This is a genomic window from Cohnella lupini, from assembly GCF_003386205.1.
Classification (GTDB): domain Bacteria; phylum Bacillota; class Bacilli; order Paenibacillales; family Paenibacillaceae; genus Cohnella; species Cohnella lupini.
In genome coordinates, this window is the sequence record NZ_QRDY01000001.1 from 321,235 (window position 1) to 343,703 (window position 22,469).

The following is a 22,469-nucleotide window of genomic DNA, read 5'->3' on the forward strand; positions in this document are numbered from 1 at the left end:
TATTGCTTTCGCGAAGAGGGCTCGTTTTGTATTCGGCGGGTTCCGAACGGATACGCGGAGAGGTTGAGGGGAATGAGCAACGATTCCAAGAACGATAAGCCGAATCAAATCAAAGTAAGGACGCCATCTTCAGGCGCCGTCGCATCGACGAACCACCTTGCGGAAGAAGCGAAGGAACTGAGGGGGACGCTAAGATTCCTGACGGAGAAGCTGGAGCGGATATCGGTTGATATGGAGAAAGCGCAGCTAAAAGAATACGTGAACTTAATGCAGAAACCATGGCAGTTGATATGGAGAAATTTCATTTCCGGATTGTCCCGCGGAGTAGGTATCGCGCTCGGATTTACTTTCTTCGCCGCGACGATCGTATACTTGCTGCAGTTTCTCGGGGCGCTCAATTTGCCTATCGTGGGGGATTATATCGCGGATATCGTGCGGATCGTTCAGCGGCAGCTTGAGATTAATCCTTATTAAATCGTGTTTTTTGACGCCGGAAAGCCCGGCCTTCGCAGATGTATCTCTCTCCAGCCGCGTGCTCTCCGCCCATTGCCCTGATTAGAATTAAAGGTGGCAATGGGCTCCAAGAGGCGGACGTAAACTCTTACGAGAGATACATCTGCTGCGGCGTGCTAGCGGCGACCTAAAACACAATAAAGCAAATCCCAAGCTGGCTGAACTGGCTATTTTAGAGTTCGTCCGCGAGCTCGTCCGGCTCGAGGAGGTGGTCGCCTTCGTTGTTCGCCATATATCGGCGGTAAGCGTTGTTTCGTACGACCGTTACGTTATGGCCGGTAATGTCGGTGGCCAAGAAGCTTTCCAGCGGTTCGACGAATCCATCGTTTTCGTCGGCTTCGATCGCCATGTGATCATAATCCGAAATGTTGTTACCTTCAGCCATAGCAGGGCTGTTGGAGCTTCCCCAAGACTCGACGATCTGCCATGCATCTTCGCCGTCGAATCCGTTCTGACCTTCCTTTTCGTCCAGGCTAGTGCGTCCGAATGGCGGATAAAGGAATTCTTCTTCGACCGGTCGGTCGTTGGACGGCTCTTGGCGCGGTTCATGCTCGATGCAATAGATGGCAGTGGGGAGAGCTTCGAGCCTTTCTAGAGGAATAAACTTGCCGCACGCGACACAATGACCGTATTCCCCTGTGTCCATCCGCGCCAATGCGGCGTCAACCCGTTCCAGCCGGAAAGCTTCCTTTTCCAGTAAAGACAAGTCTTTGCTTCGCTCGAACATTTCGGTAGCCGAGTCCGCAGGGTGATTATCGATTCCCGATAACTCTCCGGTCGAATCGCGAAAGGAAGCCGCCAATCCGAAATGGCCGTTTCCGCGCACGCGTTGCTCAAGATCGCTTCGTTCCTGAAGCAGACGCCGCCTAAGCGTTTGGATTGCTTCTTGATCTAACGGAATAGTCAAGATGTCCACTCCCTTCATTTTCTGTCTGACCGATAGTTTTCACGGTTTCGATCGGTTTTACGTGCGGTCGGCGAAGGGCAAGTATGGAGGCGCTGTCGTTATTTGCAAGCTCTTCATGGACGCTCCTTATCGCATTGTGATAAAATCAACACGCAGGAGAAACAGACGAAGGGCGGAAAAGAACGGATGCAACGTCGTATTTGGCCAATTTGGGCATATTATGTGGTAGCTATTGTCGTGTTCCTGATCGATTACGCAAGCAAAAAAATAATCGATCGAACGGTAGAACTCGATACGGAGAGAATACCGGTATTAGGGGATTTCTTCATCGTGACTCACATCCGCAATTCGGGCGCGGCTTTCGGAATGCTGCAAGGCGGACGATGGTTTTTTCTGGTCATTACGATTGTAGTGGTCGTAGGAATACTATGGTATCTTCATCGCTCCTATCGCACGGGCAGCGGGCTGTTAATGTTCGCTTTAGCGACGATTCTAGGCGGTGCGGTCGGCAATTTCTTGGATCGCGCGTTGTTCGGAGAAGTAATCGATTTTCTGCAATTCAATTTTGGCTCTTACACGTTCCCGATTTTCAACTTGGCGGATTCCGCGATCGTATGCGGCGTTGCTCTGGTGATCTTGGACGCGCTGCTGACCATGAAACAGGAGAATAACTCGAATGGCAATGAAGAAAAACCACATGAACGACCCGTCTGAGTCGTTGGAGCTTGACGCCAACTCCAAGGATGACGGCATAGATAACCGATTTGATTGGAACGTAGAGGAAGAGCACGCCGGAGAACGGATCGATAAGCATATCGCCGAAATAATGGCCGATAACAAATCCGTTTCCCGTTCCCAGGTTCAAGAGTGGATTCGAAACGGGGCCGTGACAATTAATGGAAGCCCGGTCAAAGCGAATTCCAAAGTAGCGAAGAACGACCAAATTCACGTCACCTTACCGGAACCTGAGCCTCTGGAAGCGCACCCTGAGAATATTCCGCTCGAGGTGATTTTCGAGGATAGCGACGTCATCGTCATCAATAAACCCCGAGGCATGGTCGTTCACCCGGCAGTCGGACACCCGAGCGGGACGGTCGTAAACGCGCTGCTGTATCATTGCAAGGATTTGTCCGGCATTAACGGCGTGATGAGACCGGGTATCGTGCATCGAATCGATAAGGACACTTCGGGATTGCTTATGGTGGCCAAGAACGATTTGGCGCATTCTTCGCTCGCGGAGCAGCTTAAGGAGCATACCGTTAACAGACGTTATTCCGCGCTGGTATACGGGGTCATGCAGCATGACAAGGGAACGATCGACGCTCCGATTGGACGAGCCAACCATGATCGGAAGCTGTACGTCGTCACCGACAAAAACAGCAAGCACGCGGTTACGCATTTCGCCGTTACCGAGCGCTTCGATGAATATACGCTGCTCGAGCTTAAGCTTGAAACCGGCCGTACGCACCAGATCAGAGTTCACATGAAATATATCGGCTTTCCGCTCGTCGGAGATCCTGTATACGGAGGCAGAAGCGGTCGTACTCTCGGCATGCGCGGACAAGCCTTGCACGCGGAAGTACTCGGCTTCAACCACCCCCGTTCCGGAGAATACATGGAGTTCTCGGTACCTATTCCGGCCGACCTAGAGCATTCGCTGGATATCTTAAGAACTCGCTAAACGAGCCAATTGGACAAGCGAGCCGATTTCTGCAAATGATCTGCGTAAAAATCCATGGTTAATCCCCGACGGTTAAGCCATAGTTTGAATTATAGTAGAGAAACTAATGACTTTCTAAGTCTAAGGAGTGTCGTGACTTGAGCGTGGAACAATATCAATCGACTTTCATTCAAGAGCAATTCGCAAGCCGCATCGGCGGCTCCAACTATGGCAAGGATACGAACATCTATAAGTTCGAGAAAATCAAAAGAGCCAAAGCGGCTGCCAAGAAAGCTCATCCCGACGTGGAACTGATCGACATGGGCGTCGGCGAGCCGGACGAGATGGCGGATGCCGGCATCGTGGCTAAGCTGGCCGAAGAAGCTGCGAAGCCCGAGAACCGCGGATACGCGGATAACGGGATTCCGGAATTCAAAGCGGCGGCTGCCAAGTATTTGAAGGAAGTATTTTCCGTTGACGGTATCGATGCCGAGAGCGAAGTTCTTCATACGATCGGCGCCAAGCCGGCCCTGGCGATGTTGCCGACGGTGTTCATCAACCCGGGCGACGTCACGATCATGACCGTGCCGGGCTATCCGGTTATGGGCACGCACACCAAATATCTTGGCGGCGAAGTTTACAATATTAAGCTGACGAAGGAAAACAACTTCCTGCCTGATATCGAAGCGATTCCGGAAGATATCTCGAAGCGCGCGAAGTTGCTTTACTTGAACTATCCGAACAATCCAACCGGCGCCGCGGCAACGGTCGAGTTTTTCGAGAAGGTAATCGCGTGGGCGAAAAAATACAATGTCGTGGTCGTACATGATGCTCCTTATGCGGCGCTGACTTACGACGGCGTTAAACCGTTCAGCTTCTTGTCCGTACCGGGTGCGAAAGACGTCGGCGTGGAATTGCATTCCTTGTCCAAGTCCTTCAACATGACGGGCTGGCGGATCGGCTTCATCGCCGGTAACCCGCTTATCGTCAAAGCATTCGGAGACGTCAAGGACAACAGCGACTCCGGACAATTCATCGCCATCCAGAAAGCGGCGGCATACGGTCTTAACAATCCGCAAATTACCGAAGCGATCTCGGCCAAATACTCGCGTCGTCATAACATGCTCGTAGCGGCATTGAACGAAATCGGCTTCCGCGCCGAGAAACCGAAAGGCTCCTTCTTCCTTTACGTAGAAGCACCTAAAGGGATCGTCGGCGGACAGCGCTTCGAATCGGCGGAAGATTTCTCTCAATATCTAATCCGCGAGAAGTTGATTTCAACCGTTCCGTGGGAAGACGCGGGCAAATTCGTTCGGTTCTCCGTCACTTTCATCGCCCAAGGCGAAACGGAAGAAGCACGGGTTATCGACGAGATTAAACGCCGTCTGACGGACGTACAATTCGAGTTTTAATTCGACTCGAATTCCTTGACACTTCATGTCGAACATGGGATAATAATCGTTAATGAAACGGGTACCTTTAACTCAGTCCTGAGAGACTGGCAAGGTGGCGCAGAGTTGACACATATCTAGGGAGTTCGATTTAGCATGTCCGGCGACCGTTGCTTCGGTGCGGACAGGTTGCGCGAATCGAACGCTAGCCCCGCGATATTCTCATCTAACTGATTCCTCCTTGCGTATGACGCAAGGAGGTTTTTTATGTGCCGTTACCGCGTGAAGGAGGGCTGGATATGTTAGACTCCCGCGTCATCATGGATGAATCCGCAATAAGGCGGGCGCTTACCCGGATTGCCCACGAGATGGTCGAGAAAAATAAAGGGATTCAAGGCTGCGTCTTGATCGGGATTCGCACTAGGGGCGTATACCTCGCAAGAAGAGTAGCGGAACGAATTCTTGATATCGAAGGCCATCCGATCGCGGTCGGAGAGCTGGACATAACCCGATACCGGGATGACCGTCCTTATTCGCCGGAAGCAAGCAACTCCGTTCCCGACGAAGTGCTTAAGCATCTGGTCAAGGATAAACGAATCATACTGTTCGACGACGTGCTGTATACGGGCAGAACGATAAGGGCGGCTTTGGACGCGCTGATGGATTGCGGAAGGCCGCAATCGATACAGCTTGCGGTACTGGTTGACCGGGGACACCGGGAGCTGCCGATACGCCCGGATTACGTAGGCAAGAACGTGCCGACCTCTCGGCATGAGAAGATAGACGTCTCCTTAAGCGAGATAGACGAGAGCGATTGCGTCACGATCCTCCATCCTCGCGAAGCGGAAGTCGGACGATAACGCCAGCAATCAACACACCAGCATCAGCAGAGGAGGCGCTACTATACATGGCAACCTGGATTATCAACGCCAAGAGCCTTAATCAGGACAATGGCGAAGTAGAGATCAAGCACGTGCGCGTAGAGAACGGATTGATTGCCGAATGGCGCGAGGGTTCCGACCTGCCGGATACGACCGGCGCGGAAGTCATCGACGCTCAGGGCAAGCTAATCTCTCCGGGACTTATCGATATGCACGTTCATTTGCGCGAGCCGGGGTTCGAATACAAGGAAACGATAGCAAGCGGTACGGAGTCGGCAGCCAAGGGCGGTTTCACGGTGATCGCTCCGATGCCGAATACGAGGCCTGTCATGGACACGCCGGAAACGATCAGTTTCGTGCTCGACAAGGCGGCTACGGAAGGCGTAGTTCGGGTATTGCCTTACGCGGCCATCACGAAGAACGAGCTTGGACGCGAGTTGACGGATTTCGCCGCGCTGAAGGAAGCCGGAGCCATCGGATTCACGGATGACGGCGTTGGCGTGCAGAATGCTCAGATGATGAAGAACGCCATGTCGCTAGCCAAGTCGCTCGACATGCCGATCATCGCTCACTGCGAGGATGACACGCTTGTCGAAGGCGCGGCCGTCTCGGAAGGCGCATTCGCAAGGAAGCACGGTTTGAAAGGGATCCCGAACGAGTCGGAAGCGATTCATGTCGGCAGGGATATTCTCCTATCCGAAGCGACCGGCGTCCACTACCATATCTGCCATGTCAGCACGGAGCAATCCGTTCGGCTCATCAGACTCGGCAAATCGGTCGGCGTGAAAGTTACCTCGGAGGTGTGTCCCCACCATCTTCTGCTCTCGGATGAACAGATTCCGGACAATATGGACGCCAATTGGAAAATGAACCCGCCGCTACGAACGCCGAATGACGTGGAAGCTTGCATTCAAGGACTCGAGGATGGAACGATCGACATCATCGTGACGGACCACGCTCCCCATAGCGAAGAAGAGAAGGCGCGCGGCATGGAAAGAGCCCCGTTCGGAATCGTCGGATTCGAAACGGCCTTTCCGCTACTCTACACGAAATTCGTTCGCACGGGACGCTGGAGCTTGGACTTCCTGCTTCGCAGAATGACAAGCGACCCGGCAAGAATCTTCCGTCTGCCATATGGGACGATGGACGTTGGCGCACCTGCGGATCTTATACTTATCGACTTGGAGAACGAACGGGAAGTAAATCCCGCCAAGTTCCTGACTAAAGGTCGAAATACCCCGTTCACGGGTTGGAAATTATTTGGCTGGCCGACTTTAACGATGGTTAATGGCAAGATCGTCTGGACAGAAGAGAACGGCATTAACCGCTAAGGAGTGATTGGGATGCAAGCTAGATTATTATTGGAAGACGGCACGTTGTTCACCGGTCAAGGGTTCGGCGCCGAAGGCGGATCGGTTGGAGAAGTCGTGTTCAACACGGGTATTACGGGTTATCAAGAAGTATTATCCGATCCGTCCTATTGCGGGCAGATCGTGACGATGACATTCCCGCTGATCGGGAACTACGGCATCAATCGCGACGACTTCGAAAGCATTCGTCCTTACATTCACGGCTTCGTGGTTCGTCGCCACGAGACCGTGCCAAGCAACTGGAGGGCGCAATATACGATCGACCAATTATTGAAGGAATACGGCATCGTCGGAATCAGCGACATCGATACCCGGATGCTTACCCGTATTCTTCGCCAGCACGGCACGATGAAAGGAATCCTGACGACCGGCAACGAGCGTATCGAGGAGCTTAAGGAGCGCCTTGGAACGACCGCGCTGCTCCGCGATCAAGTCGCTCGCACGTCCACGAAAAGCCTGTTCTCCAGCCCTGGGGAAAAGGAGCGCATCGTACTGGTCGACTACGGCGCCAAAAGCGGAATCCTTCGCGAGTTGACGAAGCGCGGCTGCGACGTGGTCGTCGTTCCGCAAGACGCGACGGCGGAAGATATTCGCCGCTTGTCTCCGGACGGTATTCAACTGTCCAACGGACCCGGGGATCCAAAGGACGTGCCCCATGCCGTACAAACCATCCGCGAGCTCCTCGGGGAATATCCGATCTTCGGCATCTGCCTAGGTCATCAACTATTCGCGCTCGCTTGCGGTGCGGATACGGATAAATTGAAATTCGGACACCGCGGAGGCAATCACCCGGTGAAAGAATTAGAATCCGGACGTTGCTTCATTACATCCCAGAACCATGGCTACACGGTTAAGGAAGAGTCCGTGTCCGGAACGGAGCTGGAAGTCACGCATATTAACAACAACGATAAAACAATAGAAGGTTTGAAGCATAAGCGCTTTCCGGCCTTCTCGGTTCAGTATCACCCCGAGGCTGCCCCGGGACCTTACGATTCCAGCTATCTGTTCGATCGTTTCTTGCAATTGATTCGCGATAACAAGATCGCGAATCCCGAACGCCCGCGCCAAGCGCAATTGTCGGAGACGCTGAAAGGAGAACTGCTGTATGCCCAGAAATAATGACCTCAAGAAAATTCTCGTTATCGGCTCCGGCCCCATCGTGATCGGACAAGCGGCAGAATTCGATTACGCCGGCACGCAAGCTTGCCAAGCGCTTAAAGAAGAAGGCATCGAAGTCATATTGATCAACAGCAATCCGGCTACGATCATGACCGACACGAACATCGCGGACAAAGTATACATCGAACCGATCAACTTGGAATTCGTATCTCAGATCATTCGCCAAGAGCGCCCTGACGGATTGCTGCCGACGCTAGGCGGACAAACCGGCCTTAACATGGCCGTGGAATTGGCTCGCGCGGGCGTGCTGAAGCAAGAGAACGTCAAGCTGCTAGGTACTCAGCTTGACGCGATCGAACGCGCCGAAGACCGCGACTTGTTCCGGGATCTGATGCGCGAGTTAGACCAGCCCGTTCCGGAAAGCGATATCGTCACGACGGTTGAAGCAGCAGTAGATTTCGCGAACGGATTGGGATATCCTGTAATCGTGCGCCCGGCTTACACGCTCGGCGGAACGGGCGGAGGAATCGTAGGAAACGAAGAAGAGCTGCGGGAAACCGTTGCTAACGGCATTCGTTACAGCCCGATCGGACAATGCCTCATCGAGAGGTCGATCGCGGGCATGAAGGAAGTCGAATACGAAGTCATGCGCGACGCCAACGATAACTGCATCGTCGTCTGCAACATGGAGAACTTCGATCCGGTTGGCGTGCATACGGGCGACAGCATCGTCGTTGCGCCAAGCCAGACGCTGTCCGACCGCGAGTACCAAATGCTTCGTTCGGCATCGTTGAAGATTATCCGGGCTTTGAACATCGAAGGCGGATGTAACGTACAGTTCGCGCTAGACCCGCAAAGCTATCAATATTACGTCATCGAAGTTAACCCGCGCGTAAGCCGCTCTTCGGCTCTCGCATCCAAAGCGACAGGATATCCGATCGCGAAAATGGCGGCGAAAATCGCGGTAGGTTATACGTTGGACGAGATCGTTAACCCGGTTACGGGTCAAACATACGCGTGCTTCGAGCCGACTCTCGATTATATCGTGACGAAGATTCCGCGTTGGCCGTTCGACAAGTTCACTTCGGCTAATCGCAAGCTCGGAACGCAGATGAAAGCGACCGGAGAAGTCATGGCCATCGGCCGTACCTTCGAGGAGTCGATTCAGAAAGCCGTTCGTTCCCTGGAGATCGGAGTTCATCGGATCTATCTGAAGGGCGCCAACGAGCTCGCTGACGATGTTCTTACGAATCGTTTGGTTAAAGCCGACGACGAGCGCTTGTTCTTGGTCGGCGAAGCATTCCGTCGCGGTTGGACGCTGCAGCACATCCAAGATCTGACGAACATCGACTGGTGGTTCCTGGACAAGATCGAACGAATCGTCCAATTCGAGGACGTCATTCGCAACGAGCCCGTGCTTACGCCGGAAACTCTGTATACGGCAAAGAGAAACGGATTTACTGACCGCGCGATCGCAGAGCTTCGCAACGAAGGTCATCCGAACGGCGCGCTGACGAAAGAGGCGGATGTTCGTACTCACCGTCTGGCCCAAGGCTTGAAGCCTGTTTATAAAATGGTCGATACTTGCGCAGCCGAGTTTGAAGCGACGACTCCGTATTACTACTCGACTTACGAGACGGAGAACGAAGTGATTCCTAGCGCCAAGGAGAAAATCATCGTACTCGGCTCCGGTCCGATCCGGATCGGCCAAGGGATCGAATTCGATTACTCCACCGTTCATGCCGTTTGGGCGATCCGCAATGCGGGATACGAAGCGGTTATCATCAATAACAATCCGGAGACGGTTTCGACGGACTTCAGCACTTCCGATCGCTTGTACTTCGAACCTCTTTTCTTCGAGGACGTCATGAATGTCATCGAGCAAGAGAAGCCGATCGGCGTTATCGTTCAATTCGGCGGCCAAACCGCGATCAACCTTGCGGCTCCTCTTTCCAAAGCCGGCGTGCGCATCCTGGGAACTTCCCTGGAGAGCATCGACGAGGCGGAGAACCGGAAGAAGTTCGAAGCTCTGCTTAGCAAGCTGAACATTCCGCAACCTAAAGGAACTACGGTGACTTCGGTTGACGAAGCCGTAGGCGCCGCGCAAGAGCTTGGATATCCGGTACTTGTTCGTCCTTCGTACGTGCTCGGCGGACGCGCGATGGAAATCGTATACTCCGATGAAGAGTTGCTCTCCTATATGGAGATTGCCGTTAAGATCAATCCGGAGCATCCGGTCCTGATCGACCGTTATATGCTTGGCAAAGAGATCGAAGTCGATGCGATATGCGACGGAGACACGGTGCTTATTCCCGGGATCATGGAGCATGTCGAGAGAGCGGGAGTTCACTCGGGCGACTCGATCGCGGTATATCCTCCGCAGTCGTTATCCGATGATATCAAGCAACAAGCGATCGATATCACGATCAAAATCGCCAAGGAACTGAAGACGATCGGTCTTGTCAATATCCAGTTCGTCGTATGGCAGGGTAAAGTGTACGTAATCGAGGTTAACCCTCGTTCATCCCGTACGGTACCGTTCTTAAGCAAAGTTACTAAGATTCCGATGGCCAACTTGGCTACGCAAGCTATACTAGGAACGAAGCTGGCCGACCTTGGTTATCAAGAAGGCCTGTGGCCGGAAGACGAATTCGTGTCGGTCAAAGTGCCGGTATTCTCCTTCGCCAAGCTTCGCAGGGTCGATCCTACGCTTACGCCGGAGATGAAATCTACCGGGGAAGTGATGGGGCGCGATCGCTATTACGCGAAAGCCCTGTATAAAGGATTGGTCGGCTCCGGCATGAAAATCCCTAATTCGGGTTCGATCATTGCGACCGTGGCCGATAAGGATAAAGACGAAGCGATTCAGATTCTCAAGGGCTTCTATGCTCTGGGCTACAAGCTGATGGCAACGGGCGGAACCGCCGATGCTTTGGAAGCGGCAGGATTGAAGGTTCGCCGCGTCAACAAGCTTTCCGACGGCTCGCCGAATATCCTTGACTTGATTCGTACCGGTCAAGCGCAGTTCGTCGTAAATACGTTGACGAAAGGCAAGACACCGGAGCGGGACGGATTCCGCATTCGCCGCGAAGCGGTCGAGAACGGCGTTGTCTGCCTAACGTCGCTGGATACGGTCAAAGCTCTTCTCGTCATGCTTCAAGCGCTGCGGTTCTCCAGCGAACCTATGCCCGCATTCCATTCTTAAATCCAGTATGCCGCCCGGTCCCGCGCACGAAAGGGATCGGGCTTCTGTATGAACAATAAGTCCAATCTGAAAGGGGGCATCTTTCTATGGCAATCCTCAGCCGTGCAGAGGCAGCAAGCAAAATCATGGTCGCGCTCGATAAACCGGATGCCGCTGCGGCGTTAGCGTTAGCCGATCAGCTTCAAGACGCGGGATGTTGGATGAAGGTAGGGATGGAGCTTTATTACGCGGCCGGCCCGTCGGTCGTTCGCGAACTGAAATCGCGAGGATTTCGTATTTTTCTCGACGTGAAGATGCATGATATTCCGAACACCGTAAGAGGCGGAGCTCGCAGTATTACTCGGCTTGGAGTCGACCTGTTTAACGTGCACGGCGCCGGAGGCATCGCGATGATGAGCGCTGCGGCGGAAGGCGTAAGAGAAGCGATTAAGGCCGGCGAAGCAGAGCGTGCTCCAATGGTTATTGCGGTTACGCAGCTTACGAGCACGAGCTTGGAGACGCTCAATCAAGAAATAGGCATTGCGGGCTCGGTAGAAGACGCGGTGGTGAGATATGCCAAGCTTGCTCGCGAAGCCGGGCTACAAGGCGTGGTCGCTTCTCCGCTCGAGGTTACCGCTATCAAAGCCGCTTGCGGTCGTGAATTCCTTACCGTGACGCCTGGAATTAGGCCGCTTGGCTCCGATACCGGAGACCAATCCCGAATAACGACGCCTCGCGATGCCGTTTCAGGCGGAACGGACTACTTGGTGATCGGTCGCCCGATCACGGCGGCGCCGAATCCTGCCGAAGCTCTTAACCACATTTTGAAGGAGATGACTGAATCATGAGCAACGTATCCTTGGAACAATTACCTGCCACGATCGCAAGCAGTTTACTAGAAATCGGAGCCGTTAATCTTCGGCCGAACGAACCGTTCACTTGGACTTCCGGCATTATTTCGCCGATTTATTGCGACAATCGGTTAACGATGAGCTATCCGGCCATCCGCGAAGCGATCGCCGAGGGATTCGCGGCATTGATTCGCGAGAATTATCCGGACACGGAGGTCATCGCGGGAACAGCTACCGCGGGCATTCCCCATGCGGCTTGGGTGGCGCAGAAGCTGAATCTTCCGATGGCTTACATACGCGATAAGGCTAAAGGACACGGTAAACAGAATCAGATCGAAGGTATTATTAGAGAAGGACAGAAAGTCGTCGTGATCGAGGACTTGATCTCCACGGGAGGCAGCTCGCTCAAAGCGGCTCTGGCTGTCATTGAAGCAGGCGGAGACGTCCAAAGCGTACTGGCTATCTTCACCTACCAGCTCGCCCAAGCGGAAGAAGCATTCCGGGAAGAGGGAATCGAGCTTCAGACGTTGTCGAACTACTCGGCACTCGTGGAAGAAGCCCGTCGCAAAGGTTCGATCAGCGATGCGGACGTGAGCTTATTGCAATCATGGCGCGAAAGCCCGCATACGTTCGGGAAATAAGGATTTAAAAACCAGATACTGATAGATTGACTGGAACCGCTTCGGAAGGAATTTTTCCGAAGCGTTTTTTTGTCTTTTTTACTCTGAAAATAGCGGATATGACCCTTGAACCAAAGAAAAAAGTATAGTGAGACTAAAGATGTGTAATTTTAATTCATAAATTTAGTTCGCATAGTGCATAAGTCTCAATATAAATGTTCGCTATTTGAATAATATGGACACAAAAAACCTAAAATTTACCTAAAAAAGGACTAGATATTCATCTTTGTCGATAAAATAACAAAATATTCCTTCTGTATCGGAGCCAAAATTGGTATAATCATGTAAAAATAATAGAAATAAGAGGTGTGTCAGAGTGAAATTGAGTAATAAGTTACTTGTGAGTGCATTATCCGCTAGTATAGTCGCAGCATCTGTGTCTTATGTCCCATCGAGTGTGGGAACGCATTATAACGTGCTTGCCAAGGCTTCGGCTTCGACTGGTTCTGAGTTCCTAGAAAAGCTTCATGCGATTTACGCAGAAGTTTCGGTTGCTGACCAAGTCTATGTGTCAGATTTTAAAGATGAGATTGGTACTCTTAATTTCGGCGATGATAACGATTTGCTTTTGCCGATTACGAATGCTTTAGCTAATACAACTCCTGTTACTACATATCAGCCAGAAGATCTCTTCAATTTTATCCAAGAGCTGTCGGTTGCACTACTTGAACCAACGACGGATATCGACAGAGTGAAGGATATCAAGTCCGAATATCAATCCGTTATTGATGACTTGTCCGCGAATACAGGAACAGCACTGACTGAGGACAACCTGGTCACTTTTTTGACTGAAGTGCAGGAATCGTTGTTGACGGTGTTAGGGACGAAGTCATTAAGTCAAATCATTGATCTTTATACGAACACTTCTGCATTGACGAGCTTTGCGAAAGAAGTTTTTGCAGATGTACTTGCCAAGGAAACTGATGTAGGAGATTTGCTGACAGCGAAGGGGCTAACCGCCGATGTGTTATCCACGGTTGCTACCAACTTCAGCGCAAGGCTCACTACTGAGAAATCCGCGCTTGCAGTACTTGCCGCTGCTTACATCAAGCTTAACGATGTAAAAGGAAAACCGCCGGAAACAAATACGGGAACTGGCGTTTATTATCCTCCAGCAAATTCTGTACCATCTCTAGCGGACTTGTCTAAGGTATACGACGAACTAGCAACGAAGCTTAAAGATGCTGCAGCTGGCGAGAAGGACAAGCTTGTCCAGGATGCCATTGACAAAACAATCGCCGCGATTAAAGCAGTAAACGGATATGAATCAGACAAGATGAAGACGGTCGTAGATGGTAAGACGACGATTGCGGCTTCCGGCGAAGGCTTGCTTAGCAAGATTGCAGCGATCGGCGAAGCTTTAGCTAAGCTGAAGAGCGTATTGGATGCAGCAGGTGTCGATAGCAGCATGGAGAAAATAAATCTTGTTTTGAATGCATCGGATGTTGATGCGACTAATGTCGAATTGAAGCTTACGGAAGATGTGATTAAGAAGGCTGCAGAAGCTAATATCGACGGTATCGAGTTCATAACGAAGGATGTTAGCATCATCATCCCGGTAGAAAACGATAACGTTGGTGGTATCAACGCTAGTATCAATAAACCGACCGATGTAGTTGTTCCATTGAATTCAACCGTTCAAGTGGCCTCCGATGTCTATAATTTCGAGTTCACTAACAATAGCGGTACGAACATTGTGTTCGTACAACCTGTTGTCGTGAAATTTCAGCTTGTGCCTACTACAGTAGACACCGATCTACTCGCGCTTGCCAAGATTATTAACGGGAAGCTTGAATTCTACGGCGGAAACTATAATTCTTCAAGCAAGTATTTTGAAGGCGAACGCAGAAGCTTCTCCAGCTATGTCATCGTCGAGCACAAAGTAGAGTTCGGAGATATTGGAAGCGTGCAAACTTGGGCTGGCAGACAGATCGAAGTCATCGCGGCCAAAGGTGCAATCGAAGGCAAAGCGACGGGAAAATTCGCTCCTAAGGATCTCGTTACTCGCGCTGAATTCGCTAAGATGCTCGTGCGCGCACTCTCTTTAGATGTACCTAATGCCACAACGAAATTCTTGGATGTTGCATCAACCGATTGGTTTGCTCCTTTTGTAGCTTCCGCTGCTGATCTTGGAATTGTTACGGGAACTACGGCGACTACTTTCGCGCCGAAAGCGACGATTACTCGTGCCGAGATGTCGACCATGATTGCTCGCGCGCTCAAGCTGAAGTACGAGCTTGACGATGTGGCCAATGCGGACGATGCCGTGAAACAATTCAAGGATGCAGGAGAGATTATCGCATCCCTGAAAGCCGGAGTCGCCTTCGCAGCCGAGAATGGATTGGTTGTCGGCAACAACAACAAGTTCAGCCCGAATGCTAATGCAACTCGTGCGGAAGCCGCAGTTATTCTCTACCGGGCTTTCAATTACGCAGAATAACCAATAACACCTACGAATCGTACATCCTCCTCGCCGTTATTAAGGGAGGGGGATGTACGCCATTCTAGAGAGTACACAAGCACTGGAGGAAAATAAAGTGTCCGTGGAGTTAGATTTGAAGGATTATATTCGAATTCTTCGTAAGAGGATATGGATGATTCTTGTTATTGTAATTGTTTGCAGCTCTATTACAGCAATCGTCAGCATGGTCTGGCTTCAACCGATCTATCAGGCCTCGACGAAGCTAATCGTGAATAAAACGGATGAGGCATTAAACGCTTCGCAGCTGGATATCAATGCCGTGAATCTGAATATTAGATTAATTGATACATACAAGGAAATCATTAAGACGCCAGCCATTATGGACAAGGTCGTTCAAGAGTATCCGGACCTTGGACTTACGTCGGAGCAACTAACCTCACAAGTTAAGATAAGCTCCGTCAATAATACGCAAGTCATGACCGTGTCTGTTCAGAATTCGTCCTTTCGCAAAGCAACTGAGATCGTAAATGCGATTTCGGTTGTATTCATTCGCCAGATTCCCACGATCATGAAGGTGGATAACGTATCGTTCCTCGCTCCTGCCAATCCGGACAAGACCCCGTTGCAAGTGAAGCCGCAACCGGTCCTGAATACGGCGATCGCGTTTATTGTATCGCTGATGTTAGCGATCGGAGTAGCGTTGCTCATCGAATATATGGATGACACTATTCGTACGGAGCAAGATGTTGATCAATATTTAGGTCTACCGCTTATTGGGTTAATACCGGTGCAGAAGGAAGAAGACACGAAGGAAAAGAATAAGGCCGCCGCCTTAGGTAGGGGGAGGGAGAGCAATGTCCAAGCTCAGTCCTGAGAAGAAGAAACGTCATATCATCGTGCATAACAATCCCAAATCGCCTATCTCGGAAGCTTATCGAAGCTTGCGTACGAATATCCAGTTTTCTTCCTCAGATGCCAAGGTGCAGATCATTATGGTAACTTCGGCCAATCCGGGGGAAGGGAAGTCGACAACGGCAAGTAACCTTGCTGTTACGTATGCGCAAGCAAATCAGAAGGTATTGATGATCGATGCCGATCTCAGGAAACCGACGGCACATCATACCTTCCTCGCATCGAATCGAAATGGATTGTCGAACGTGTTGTCCAATCAGTGCCAACTATCGGAAGTCATAGTGGACACGTTCGTTCCGAATCTTTCCTTGTTACCTAGCGGTATAACGCCACCTAATCCTGCAGAGCTGCTAGGCTCGAACAAGATGAAGGTACTGTTATCAGATCTCAGAGATCAGTTCGATATGATCATCGTGGACACTCCACCTGCGCTTGCGGTTACAGATTCGCAGATCATCGCTTCGATCTGCGATGGAGTCATCCTCGTCGTCGATTCCGGTAGAGTGAAGCATGCCCAAGCGCAGAAAGCCAGGGATAAGCTTACGCACGTGAACGCTAGAATGCTGGGTGTCGTGATGAACAATGTAAGACACGGGAATAAAGATGAATACTATTACTACTATGGGGCTTCGGAATAGTTGCTCGAAGGAGGAAGCATGATGAGCTATCACAAGAGAAATCTTACTCTAATTCTACTAGATATCTTGCTGGTATGCGTCAGCGTCTATTCATCCTACTTTTTCCGATTTAAGGGTGACATTCCGGCGGAAAATATTACTCAATTCATTGTATATATGATTGTCTCAAGCATTATCTGCACGGTATGTATGCGGGTTTTCAAGCTATACAATCGGTTCTGGCAGTATGCTAGCATTGGCGAACTGATCTCGATCCTTAAAGCGGTCGTGATCAGTTGCTTGCTCGCCTATATCGTAACCTACCTCTTTGTAGGGAAAGCCGTTCCGCTCTCCATTTTCGCTCGGAATGCAGAGACGTTGCTGTTGCTATTGGGTGGATCGCGGTTCATATGGAGGGCGTTCCGCGATAATTACAAGAAGCGCACTAATCTTCGTAAAGCGTTGATTGTCGGTGCCGGGGAATGCGGCATGCTCATCGCGAAGGAGCTTAAGTTCAACAAACAATCGAAAGTCTATCCCTATGCCTTCATAGATGATGATATGAACAAGAAGAATCTTCAAATCTATGGCTTGCCAGTAATCGGGAATCGCAAGAATATACCTGCCTTGGTCGAGAAGCATGGGATCGAGGAGATTATTATTGCCATACCTTCCGGATCGAAGCTGGAGATCTCGGAGCTCATCGATATTTGCAAGCGGACGAAAGCGCAGCTTAAGATCATACCGCCATTGCAGGATATTATTCAAGGCAAGGTGACCTTAAATACGATTCGCAATATTCAAGTAGAAGACCTGCTTGGTCGTGAGCCCATAGAGACAGACTTAACTGCTATATCTAGCTATCTCTCTAACAAAACGGTACTCGTAACGGGAGCCGGAGGTTCTATCGGATCGGAGCTATGCAGGCAGATCGCGAGTTTCGCACCGGAGAAGCTACTGGTATTGGGTCATGGAGAGAATAGCATCTACACAATCGAGTTGGAGCTTAGAAGAAGCTTCCCCAATCTTACTCTAGAATCGATCATAGCGGATGTTCAAGACCGTGAACGAATAGATCAGGTGTTCAAAGAATTCAGACCAAGTGTCGTTTTCCATGCAGCCGCGCATAAGCATGTCCCTCTCATGGAGCGTAATCCATCCGAGGCGGTCAAGAATAATGTATTCGGCACGAAGAACGTTGCGGATTGTGCGGATCTGTACGGAACGGAGCGTTTCGTTCTAATCTCGTCCGACAAGGCCGTTAATCCATCCAGCGTCATGGGAACAACGAAGCGTATCGCCGAGATGTACATTCAGAGCTTGAACGAGCGTAGCAAGACATGGTTCTCGGCCGTTCGGTTCGGTAATGTGCTGGGAAGTCGAGGCAGCGTCATTCCTCTATTCAAGGATCAGATCGCTAGAGGGGGGCCGGTTACCGTTACTCATCCGGAGATGGTCAGATATTTCATGACCATTCCGGAAGCCGTTCAACTCGTCATCCAATGCGGTGCCTTATCCGAAGGAGGCGAGATCTTCGTTCTGGATATGGGCAAACCTGTACGGATCGTAGAGCTTGCCGAAGATTTGATAAGAATGTCTGGCTTCGAGCCTTACGAGGAAATCCCAATCGAATTCAGCGGTATTCGGGAAGGCGAGAAGCTATTTGAGGAATTACTGTTCATAGAAGAGGAAGTCACCTCAACCCAGCATAATAGAATCTTCATCGGGAAGCTCGGTGATATCAATCAGTTCCAATTAGAACTTGGGTTTACTCGATTAGAAAAAGTAATGGTTCACGAGTTTAATGAGTTGAGAGGTGTATTAGAGGATCTAGTGCCTTCTATTCATCGAAAAGTGAATTATGAATTGGCGAGTGTCCCCTGAATGATGAGGAGATAAAACTATAAAAATTAATATGGGTGATAAAAAAATGAAAAGCTTTTATATAGTTAAGAGAGCAACTGATATATTTATTTCCCTTGTTGTGTTATTAGTATTCTGGCCAATATTTATAATTATTTCAGTAATAATAAAACTTGATTCAAAGGGTCCAGTTGTATTTAAGCAGAAACGCATTGGGATATACAAAAGTACTTTTTATATTCTAAAATTCAGAACTATGAGAATAGATGCTCCAAATGATATGCCGACACATTTACTTAAAGATTCAGGCAATATGATTACTTCTTTTGGGAGGTTTTTAAGAAAGACGAGTTTAGATGAACTTCCTCAAGTACTAAATATATTATTTGGTCACATGAGTATGGTTGGCCCTCGTCCTGCATTATGGAATCAATTTGATTTGATCGAACAACGAGACGTATATAACGCCAATGATATTAAACCTGGACTAACGGGGTGGGCACAAATAAATGGCCGTGATGAATTAACTACTGATGCAAAATCTAAATTTGATGGTGAATATGCTCAGGAAATGAGTATATATTTCGATACCTATATATTGATGAAAACCATTTTGAAAGTGTTAAGAAAAGAAGGAGTAAAAGAAGGAGTAAAAGAAGGAGCAACACTTGATCATAATATTTTGTGAAGTTGGTGTTATATTGAGGGTTTTAGTAACAGGTGAAAATAGTTATATAGGAAAAATGTTTGCAAAATGGGTATATAGTTTTCCCGACACTCTCGAGATCACTTTTATATCTCTTCGAAATGATGATTGGGTTAAACAAGATTTCTCTGTTTTTGATGTGGTTTTTCATGTCGCAGCTATCGTACACGAAAAAGAAAAAACTAAATTAAGAACTTTATATTTTCGAATTAATAAAGAGCTTCCAATTTTAATTGCAAAAAAAGCAAAAAATGCTGGAGTTAAACAATTTATCTTTATGAGTACTTTATCTGTTTATGGACTTGATGGTTTAATTGGTGGACAGAATGTAATAAATTTAGATACACTGTGTCACCCAAAATCATTCTATGGGCGTAGTAAATTAGAGGCAGAAATTGAGTTGAAAAAAATAAGCGATGATACGTTCAAATTGGTAATAATAAGAGCGCCTATGGTGTATGGACCAGATAGTCCAGGAAATTATAAGCGATTGCGAAAATTTATTCTAAAATCACCAGTGTTTCCAGCCATCGATAATTCAAGAAGCATGATCTACATAGATAATCTTTCAGAGTTCATTAGACTTATTATAATAAATCAAGAATCTGGGTTGTTCATTCCTCAAAATCAAGAATTTATAAACGTTGTTGAAATGGCCTCATTAATTTCAATGTCTAATCATAAGAAAATAGCCTTTTCTAAGGTGTTGGCACATGTTATTTATCTTATCGGGAACCACAGTGGCTTATTACGAAGAGTATTTGGTAATTTGACAGTGGAAAAGGAATTGTCTGTTTTTGAAAAATACAAATATTCTAATTTTAGTTTAAAACAATCTATAAATACCTGTGAAACAAATGTGGTAAATAGACCTATGTAAGGTGGATTTCTATGAAAAAGATCTTGTTTACTGCTTCAATTGATAGTCACATACTGAACTTTCATATTCCCTATTTGAAGTGGTTCTACGAGAGGGGATTTGAAGTTCATGTAGCTAGTAATGGGACAAGTGAGATTCCGTATGTTTCTAAGAAATATAATGTCCCAATTAAAAGGTCACCATTTAATATAGAAAATATGTATGGTTATAAACAATTGTGTAGGATTATTAATGAAAATAATTATTACTTAATTCATTGCCATACTCCAATGGGCGGCGTTCTAACTCGATTTGCAGCAAGGAGTGCTAGAAAAAGAGGCACAAAAGTTCTATATACAGCTCATGGATTTCATTTTTACAAAGGTGCACCTATGAAAAATTGGATTTTGTATTATCCGATAGAAAAGTTACTTTCTGTATTTACAGATGGTTTACTTACAATTAATCATGAAGATTTTGAAATGGCAAAAACCTTTATAAACACCAAAACATTTTTAGTTCCAGGTGTTGGTGTTGACTTGGAAAAATTTAAACCTCAAAAAAATGAAATGAAACTTCTACTAAGAGAATATTATAATTTTCAAAAAGATGACTTTATTTTAATCTATACTGCTGAATTAAGTTATAGAAAACGCCAAGATTTCTTGTTTGATGTTATAGAGCAGCTTAAAAATAAAATACCCAAAATAAAATTACTCCTTGCTGGATCAGGTGAATTATATAGTAAATATCTTGAGGTTGTAAGAGTAAAGGGTATTGAGAAATATGTAATATTTTTGGGCTATCGAAGCGATGTAAGCAAGTTGTTAGAAATGTCAGACTTAGCCGTTTCATCATCAAGGCAGGAAGGACTGCCCGTCAATGTAATGGAGGCAATGGCTGTTGGACTGCCTATTGTAGTAACAAATTGTAGAGGAAATAGAGATTTAGTAGTAAATGGAGTGAATGGATACACGGAGAAGGATCCGACTGGTTTTGCAAATGCAATTCTCAACATTTATCACTCAAGAGAGTCGGATTTTGGAAAAAAAAATCAAGAACTAATAAAAAAGTATTCAATTAGTACTGCACTTGAGCGTGTTGGAGAGATTTACAAAGAATATCTATGAGATTTGTTACTTCAATTTATTTATATTTTGATCTTAAGATCAATTCTGAGTGAAGTGTCGATAGGGTGGCGATAGAAATATGATCTCAAAAATTTCAGAATTAATTAGAGTAGATAAAGTAGTATTTTCAAATGTTATATGGTTAGTCTTTGAAAAAGTGCTTAAAATGATTGTAAGTATTTATATTTTTTCACTATTAGCCAGATATCTGGGTCCAAGTGATTTTGGTTTTTTAAATTACGGTATCGCCTTTGTTTTTATTATTACTATTTTTATAGATTTAGGTTTATCGGGTTTAGTTGTTAAAGATTTGGTTCAAAAACATAATGATAATAGTGTCATTATAGGCACGACTTTCTACTTAAAAATGATTGCAAGTATAATCGGATTCACGTTGCTGATTATCTATGTATTATTCTTGGATACTATTGAAATAAAAATTGTTCTTATTTTTGTGGGAATTTCAATATTATTAAAGCCTTTTGAAGTAATTGATTTATATAATCAAGCAAACCTAAAATCAAAATTATCTGTAATGTCCAAAAATATTGCATTAATTCTTATATCATTGATACAGATATTTTTTGTTTTTTTCAAATATCCATTGTATTATTTTGCTTTTGCACAATCGCTCGAAGTCTTATTTTCTTCTGTTTTATTATTCATTTTGTATAAGCGTGACGGGAATTACAAAAAGTGGACTTATTGTACTAAAACCGCGAAAAATCTATTAAGCAGGTCATGGCCGCTTATTTTATCAGGTGTTGCATCCGTATTATATTTAAAAGTGGATCAAATAATGGTGGAGTCAATGAGGGGAGAAGCGGAATTAGGTATTTACTCTGTAGCTGTTAGAATATCTGAGGCCTGGTATTTTATAGCTATTGCAGTTGTAACTTCGCTTTTTCCACAATTGATTAGGATGAGAGAACGAACATTTGAATATCGAAAAAAACTACAGGCGGTTTACAATTTATTATTTCTCATTGCTTTTTTTCTGTCCATAGTGTTATCACTAATATCGTCCAAACTAATATCTGTGTTATTTGGTGAAGAATATATGCCGGCCGTAAGTATACTAATAATACATATTTGGGCTTCATTATTTGTGTTTATGAGGGCATTGTTGAGTAAGTGGTTGATTATCGAAGAATTACTTATGTTTTCCATCGTTAGTCACGGTTTTGGGTTAGTGATAAATATTGCTGCAAATATTATTTTGATTCCCAAATATGGAGGGGAAGGTGCAGCGATAGCAACAGTATTAGCCTACTTTACATCGACCTATTTATTTACTTTTTTTTCAAAGAAGACTTATGATAGCGGCATTATGATGACTAAATCATTTTTTGCTCCTGTATTATTGATTGTTCAAATTTATAGATCAATTAGAAGAATGTAATA

19 protein-coding genes are annotated in these 22,469 nt (G+C 47.3%); 18 read left to right on the forward strand and 1 reads right to left on the reverse strand.

Annotated elements, in window-relative coordinates; all coding sequences use genetic code 11:
• The first annotated feature begins 72 nt into the window (after positions 1 to 72).
• Positions 73 to 474 carry a DUF5665 domain-containing protein gene (locus DFP95_RS01435; RefSeq protein WP_220376307.1) on the forward strand — a complete coding sequence of 134 codons (402 nt, stop codon included), beginning with the start codon at positions 73 to 75 and terminating at the stop codon, positions 472 to 474.
• A 211-nt stretch (positions 475 to 685) separates the two neighbouring features.
• On the opposite strand, the gene DFP95_RS01440 is transcribed toward DFP95_RS01435, so the two are convergent.
• Positions 686 to 1,438, reverse strand: coding sequence for a TraR/DksA C4-type zinc finger protein (locus tag DFP95_RS01440; RefSeq protein WP_115990781.1), 753 nt, complete (start codon positions 1,436 to 1,438; stop codon positions 686 to 688).
• Between the two features lie 168 nt (positions 1,439 to 1,606).
• Here DFP95_RS01440 and lspA point away from each other — a divergent pair, with 168 nt between their 5' ends.
• The 17 genes from lspA (at position 1,607) to DFP95_RS01525 (ending at position 22,467) form a co-directional block, all read left to right on the forward strand.
• Positions 1,607 to 2,134: a signal peptidase II gene (gene lspA, locus DFP95_RS01445; RefSeq protein ID WP_115991324.1), complete on the forward strand. Its 528-nt coding sequence runs from the start codon at positions 1,607 to 1,609 to the stop codon at positions 2,132 to 2,134.
• Positions 2,103 to 3,101, forward strand: a complete 999-nt coding sequence (locus tag DFP95_RS01450) for an RluA family pseudouridine synthase (RefSeq protein WP_425453230.1) — start codon at positions 2,103 to 2,105, stop codon at positions 3,099 to 3,101. Before lspA ends, DFP95_RS01450 begins: the two co-directional genes overlap by 32 nt.
• A gap of 137 nt (positions 3,102 to 3,238) precedes the next feature.
• Complete coding sequence (locus DFP95_RS01455) at positions 3,239 to 4,492, forward strand: LL-diaminopimelate aminotransferase (protein ID WP_115990782.1); 1,254 nt, start codon at positions 3,239 to 3,241, stop codon at positions 4,490 to 4,492.
• A 278-nt stretch (positions 4,493 to 4,770) separates the two neighbouring features.
• Complete coding sequence (gene pyrR, locus DFP95_RS01460; RefSeq protein ID WP_115990783.1) at positions 4,771 to 5,331, forward strand: bifunctional pyr operon transcriptional regulator/uracil phosphoribosyltransferase PyrR; 561 nt, start codon at positions 4,771 to 4,773, stop codon at positions 5,329 to 5,331.
• 47 nt (positions 5,332 to 5,378) lie between these two features.
• Positions 5,379 to 6,683 carry a dihydroorotase gene (locus DFP95_RS01465; RefSeq protein WP_115990784.1) on the forward strand — a complete coding sequence of 435 codons (1,305 nt, stop codon included), beginning with the start codon at positions 5,379 to 5,381 and terminating at the stop codon, positions 6,681 to 6,683.
• Between the two features lie 12 nt (positions 6,684 to 6,695).
• On the forward strand, positions 6,696 to 7,841 hold the full coding sequence (locus DFP95_RS01470) for a carbamoyl phosphate synthase small subunit (protein WP_115990785.1): 1,146 nt from the start codon (positions 6,696 to 6,698) through the stop codon (positions 7,839 to 7,841).
• The gene (gene carB, locus DFP95_RS01475) at positions 7,828 to 11,046 is read left to right on the forward strand and encodes a carbamoyl-phosphate synthase large subunit (protein WP_115990786.1); all 3,219 of its coding nucleotides are present in this window, start codon (positions 7,828 to 7,830) and stop codon (positions 11,044 to 11,046) included. Before DFP95_RS01470 ends, carB begins: the two co-directional genes overlap by 14 nt.
• An 86-nt stretch (positions 11,047 to 11,132) precedes the next feature.
• Entirely contained in the window at positions 11,133 to 11,873 is a 741-nt protein-coding gene (pyrF, locus tag DFP95_RS01480) for an orotidine-5'-phosphate decarboxylase (protein WP_115990787.1), read from the forward strand.
• Complete coding sequence (gene pyrE, locus DFP95_RS01485) at positions 11,870 to 12,517, forward strand: orotate phosphoribosyltransferase (protein ID WP_115990788.1); 648 nt, start codon at positions 11,870 to 11,872, stop codon at positions 12,515 to 12,517. Before pyrF ends, pyrE begins: the two co-directional genes overlap by 4 nt.
• A gap of 355 nt (positions 12,518 to 12,872) precedes the next feature.
• Positions 12,873 to 14,996, forward strand: coding sequence for an S-layer homology domain-containing protein (locus DFP95_RS01490; protein WP_115990789.1), 2,124 nt, complete (start codon positions 12,873 to 12,875; stop codon positions 14,994 to 14,996).
• A 97-nt stretch (positions 14,997 to 15,093) separates the two neighbouring features.
• A complete protein-coding gene (locus tag DFP95_RS01495) occupies positions 15,094 to 15,852 on the forward strand; it encodes a YveK family protein (protein ID WP_181907208.1) in 759 nt (252 codons plus the stop codon).
• Positions 15,833 to 16,528: a CpsD/CapB family tyrosine-protein kinase gene (locus tag DFP95_RS01500; RefSeq protein WP_115990791.1), complete on the forward strand. Its 696-nt coding sequence runs from the start codon at positions 15,833 to 15,835 to the stop codon at positions 16,526 to 16,528. The genes DFP95_RS01495 and DFP95_RS01500 overlap by 20 nt, the downstream gene beginning before the upstream one ends.
• A 21-nt stretch (positions 16,529 to 16,549) precedes the next feature.
• Positions 16,550 to 18,391, forward strand: a complete 1,842-nt coding sequence (locus DFP95_RS01505) for a polysaccharide biosynthesis protein (protein WP_115990792.1) — start codon at positions 16,550 to 16,552, stop codon at positions 18,389 to 18,391.
• A 46-nt stretch (positions 18,392 to 18,437) separates the two neighbouring features.
• A complete protein-coding gene (locus DFP95_RS01510; RefSeq protein ID WP_115991325.1) occupies positions 18,438 to 19,058 on the forward strand; it encodes a sugar transferase in 621 nt (206 codons plus the stop codon).
• Positions 19,039 to 19,956 (forward strand): NAD-dependent epimerase/dehydratase family protein, encoded by a 918-nt coding sequence (locus tag DFP95_RS01515; protein WP_245987281.1) that lies wholly within the window; start codon positions 19,039 to 19,041, stop codon positions 19,954 to 19,956. The genes DFP95_RS01510 and DFP95_RS01515 overlap by 20 nt, the downstream gene beginning before the upstream one ends.
• A gap of 11 nt (positions 19,957 to 19,967) precedes the next feature.
• Complete coding sequence (locus DFP95_RS01520; RefSeq protein ID WP_115990793.1) at positions 19,968 to 21,065, forward strand: glycosyltransferase family 4 protein; 1,098 nt, start codon at positions 19,968 to 19,970, stop codon at positions 21,063 to 21,065.
• A 79-nt stretch (positions 21,066 to 21,144) separates the two neighbouring features.
• Positions 21,145 to 22,467 carry a flippase gene (locus DFP95_RS01525; RefSeq protein WP_115990794.1) on the forward strand — a complete coding sequence of 441 codons (1,323 nt, stop codon included), beginning with the start codon at positions 21,145 to 21,147 and terminating at the stop codon, positions 22,465 to 22,467.
• Positions 22,468 to 22,469: the final 2 nt, after the last annotated feature.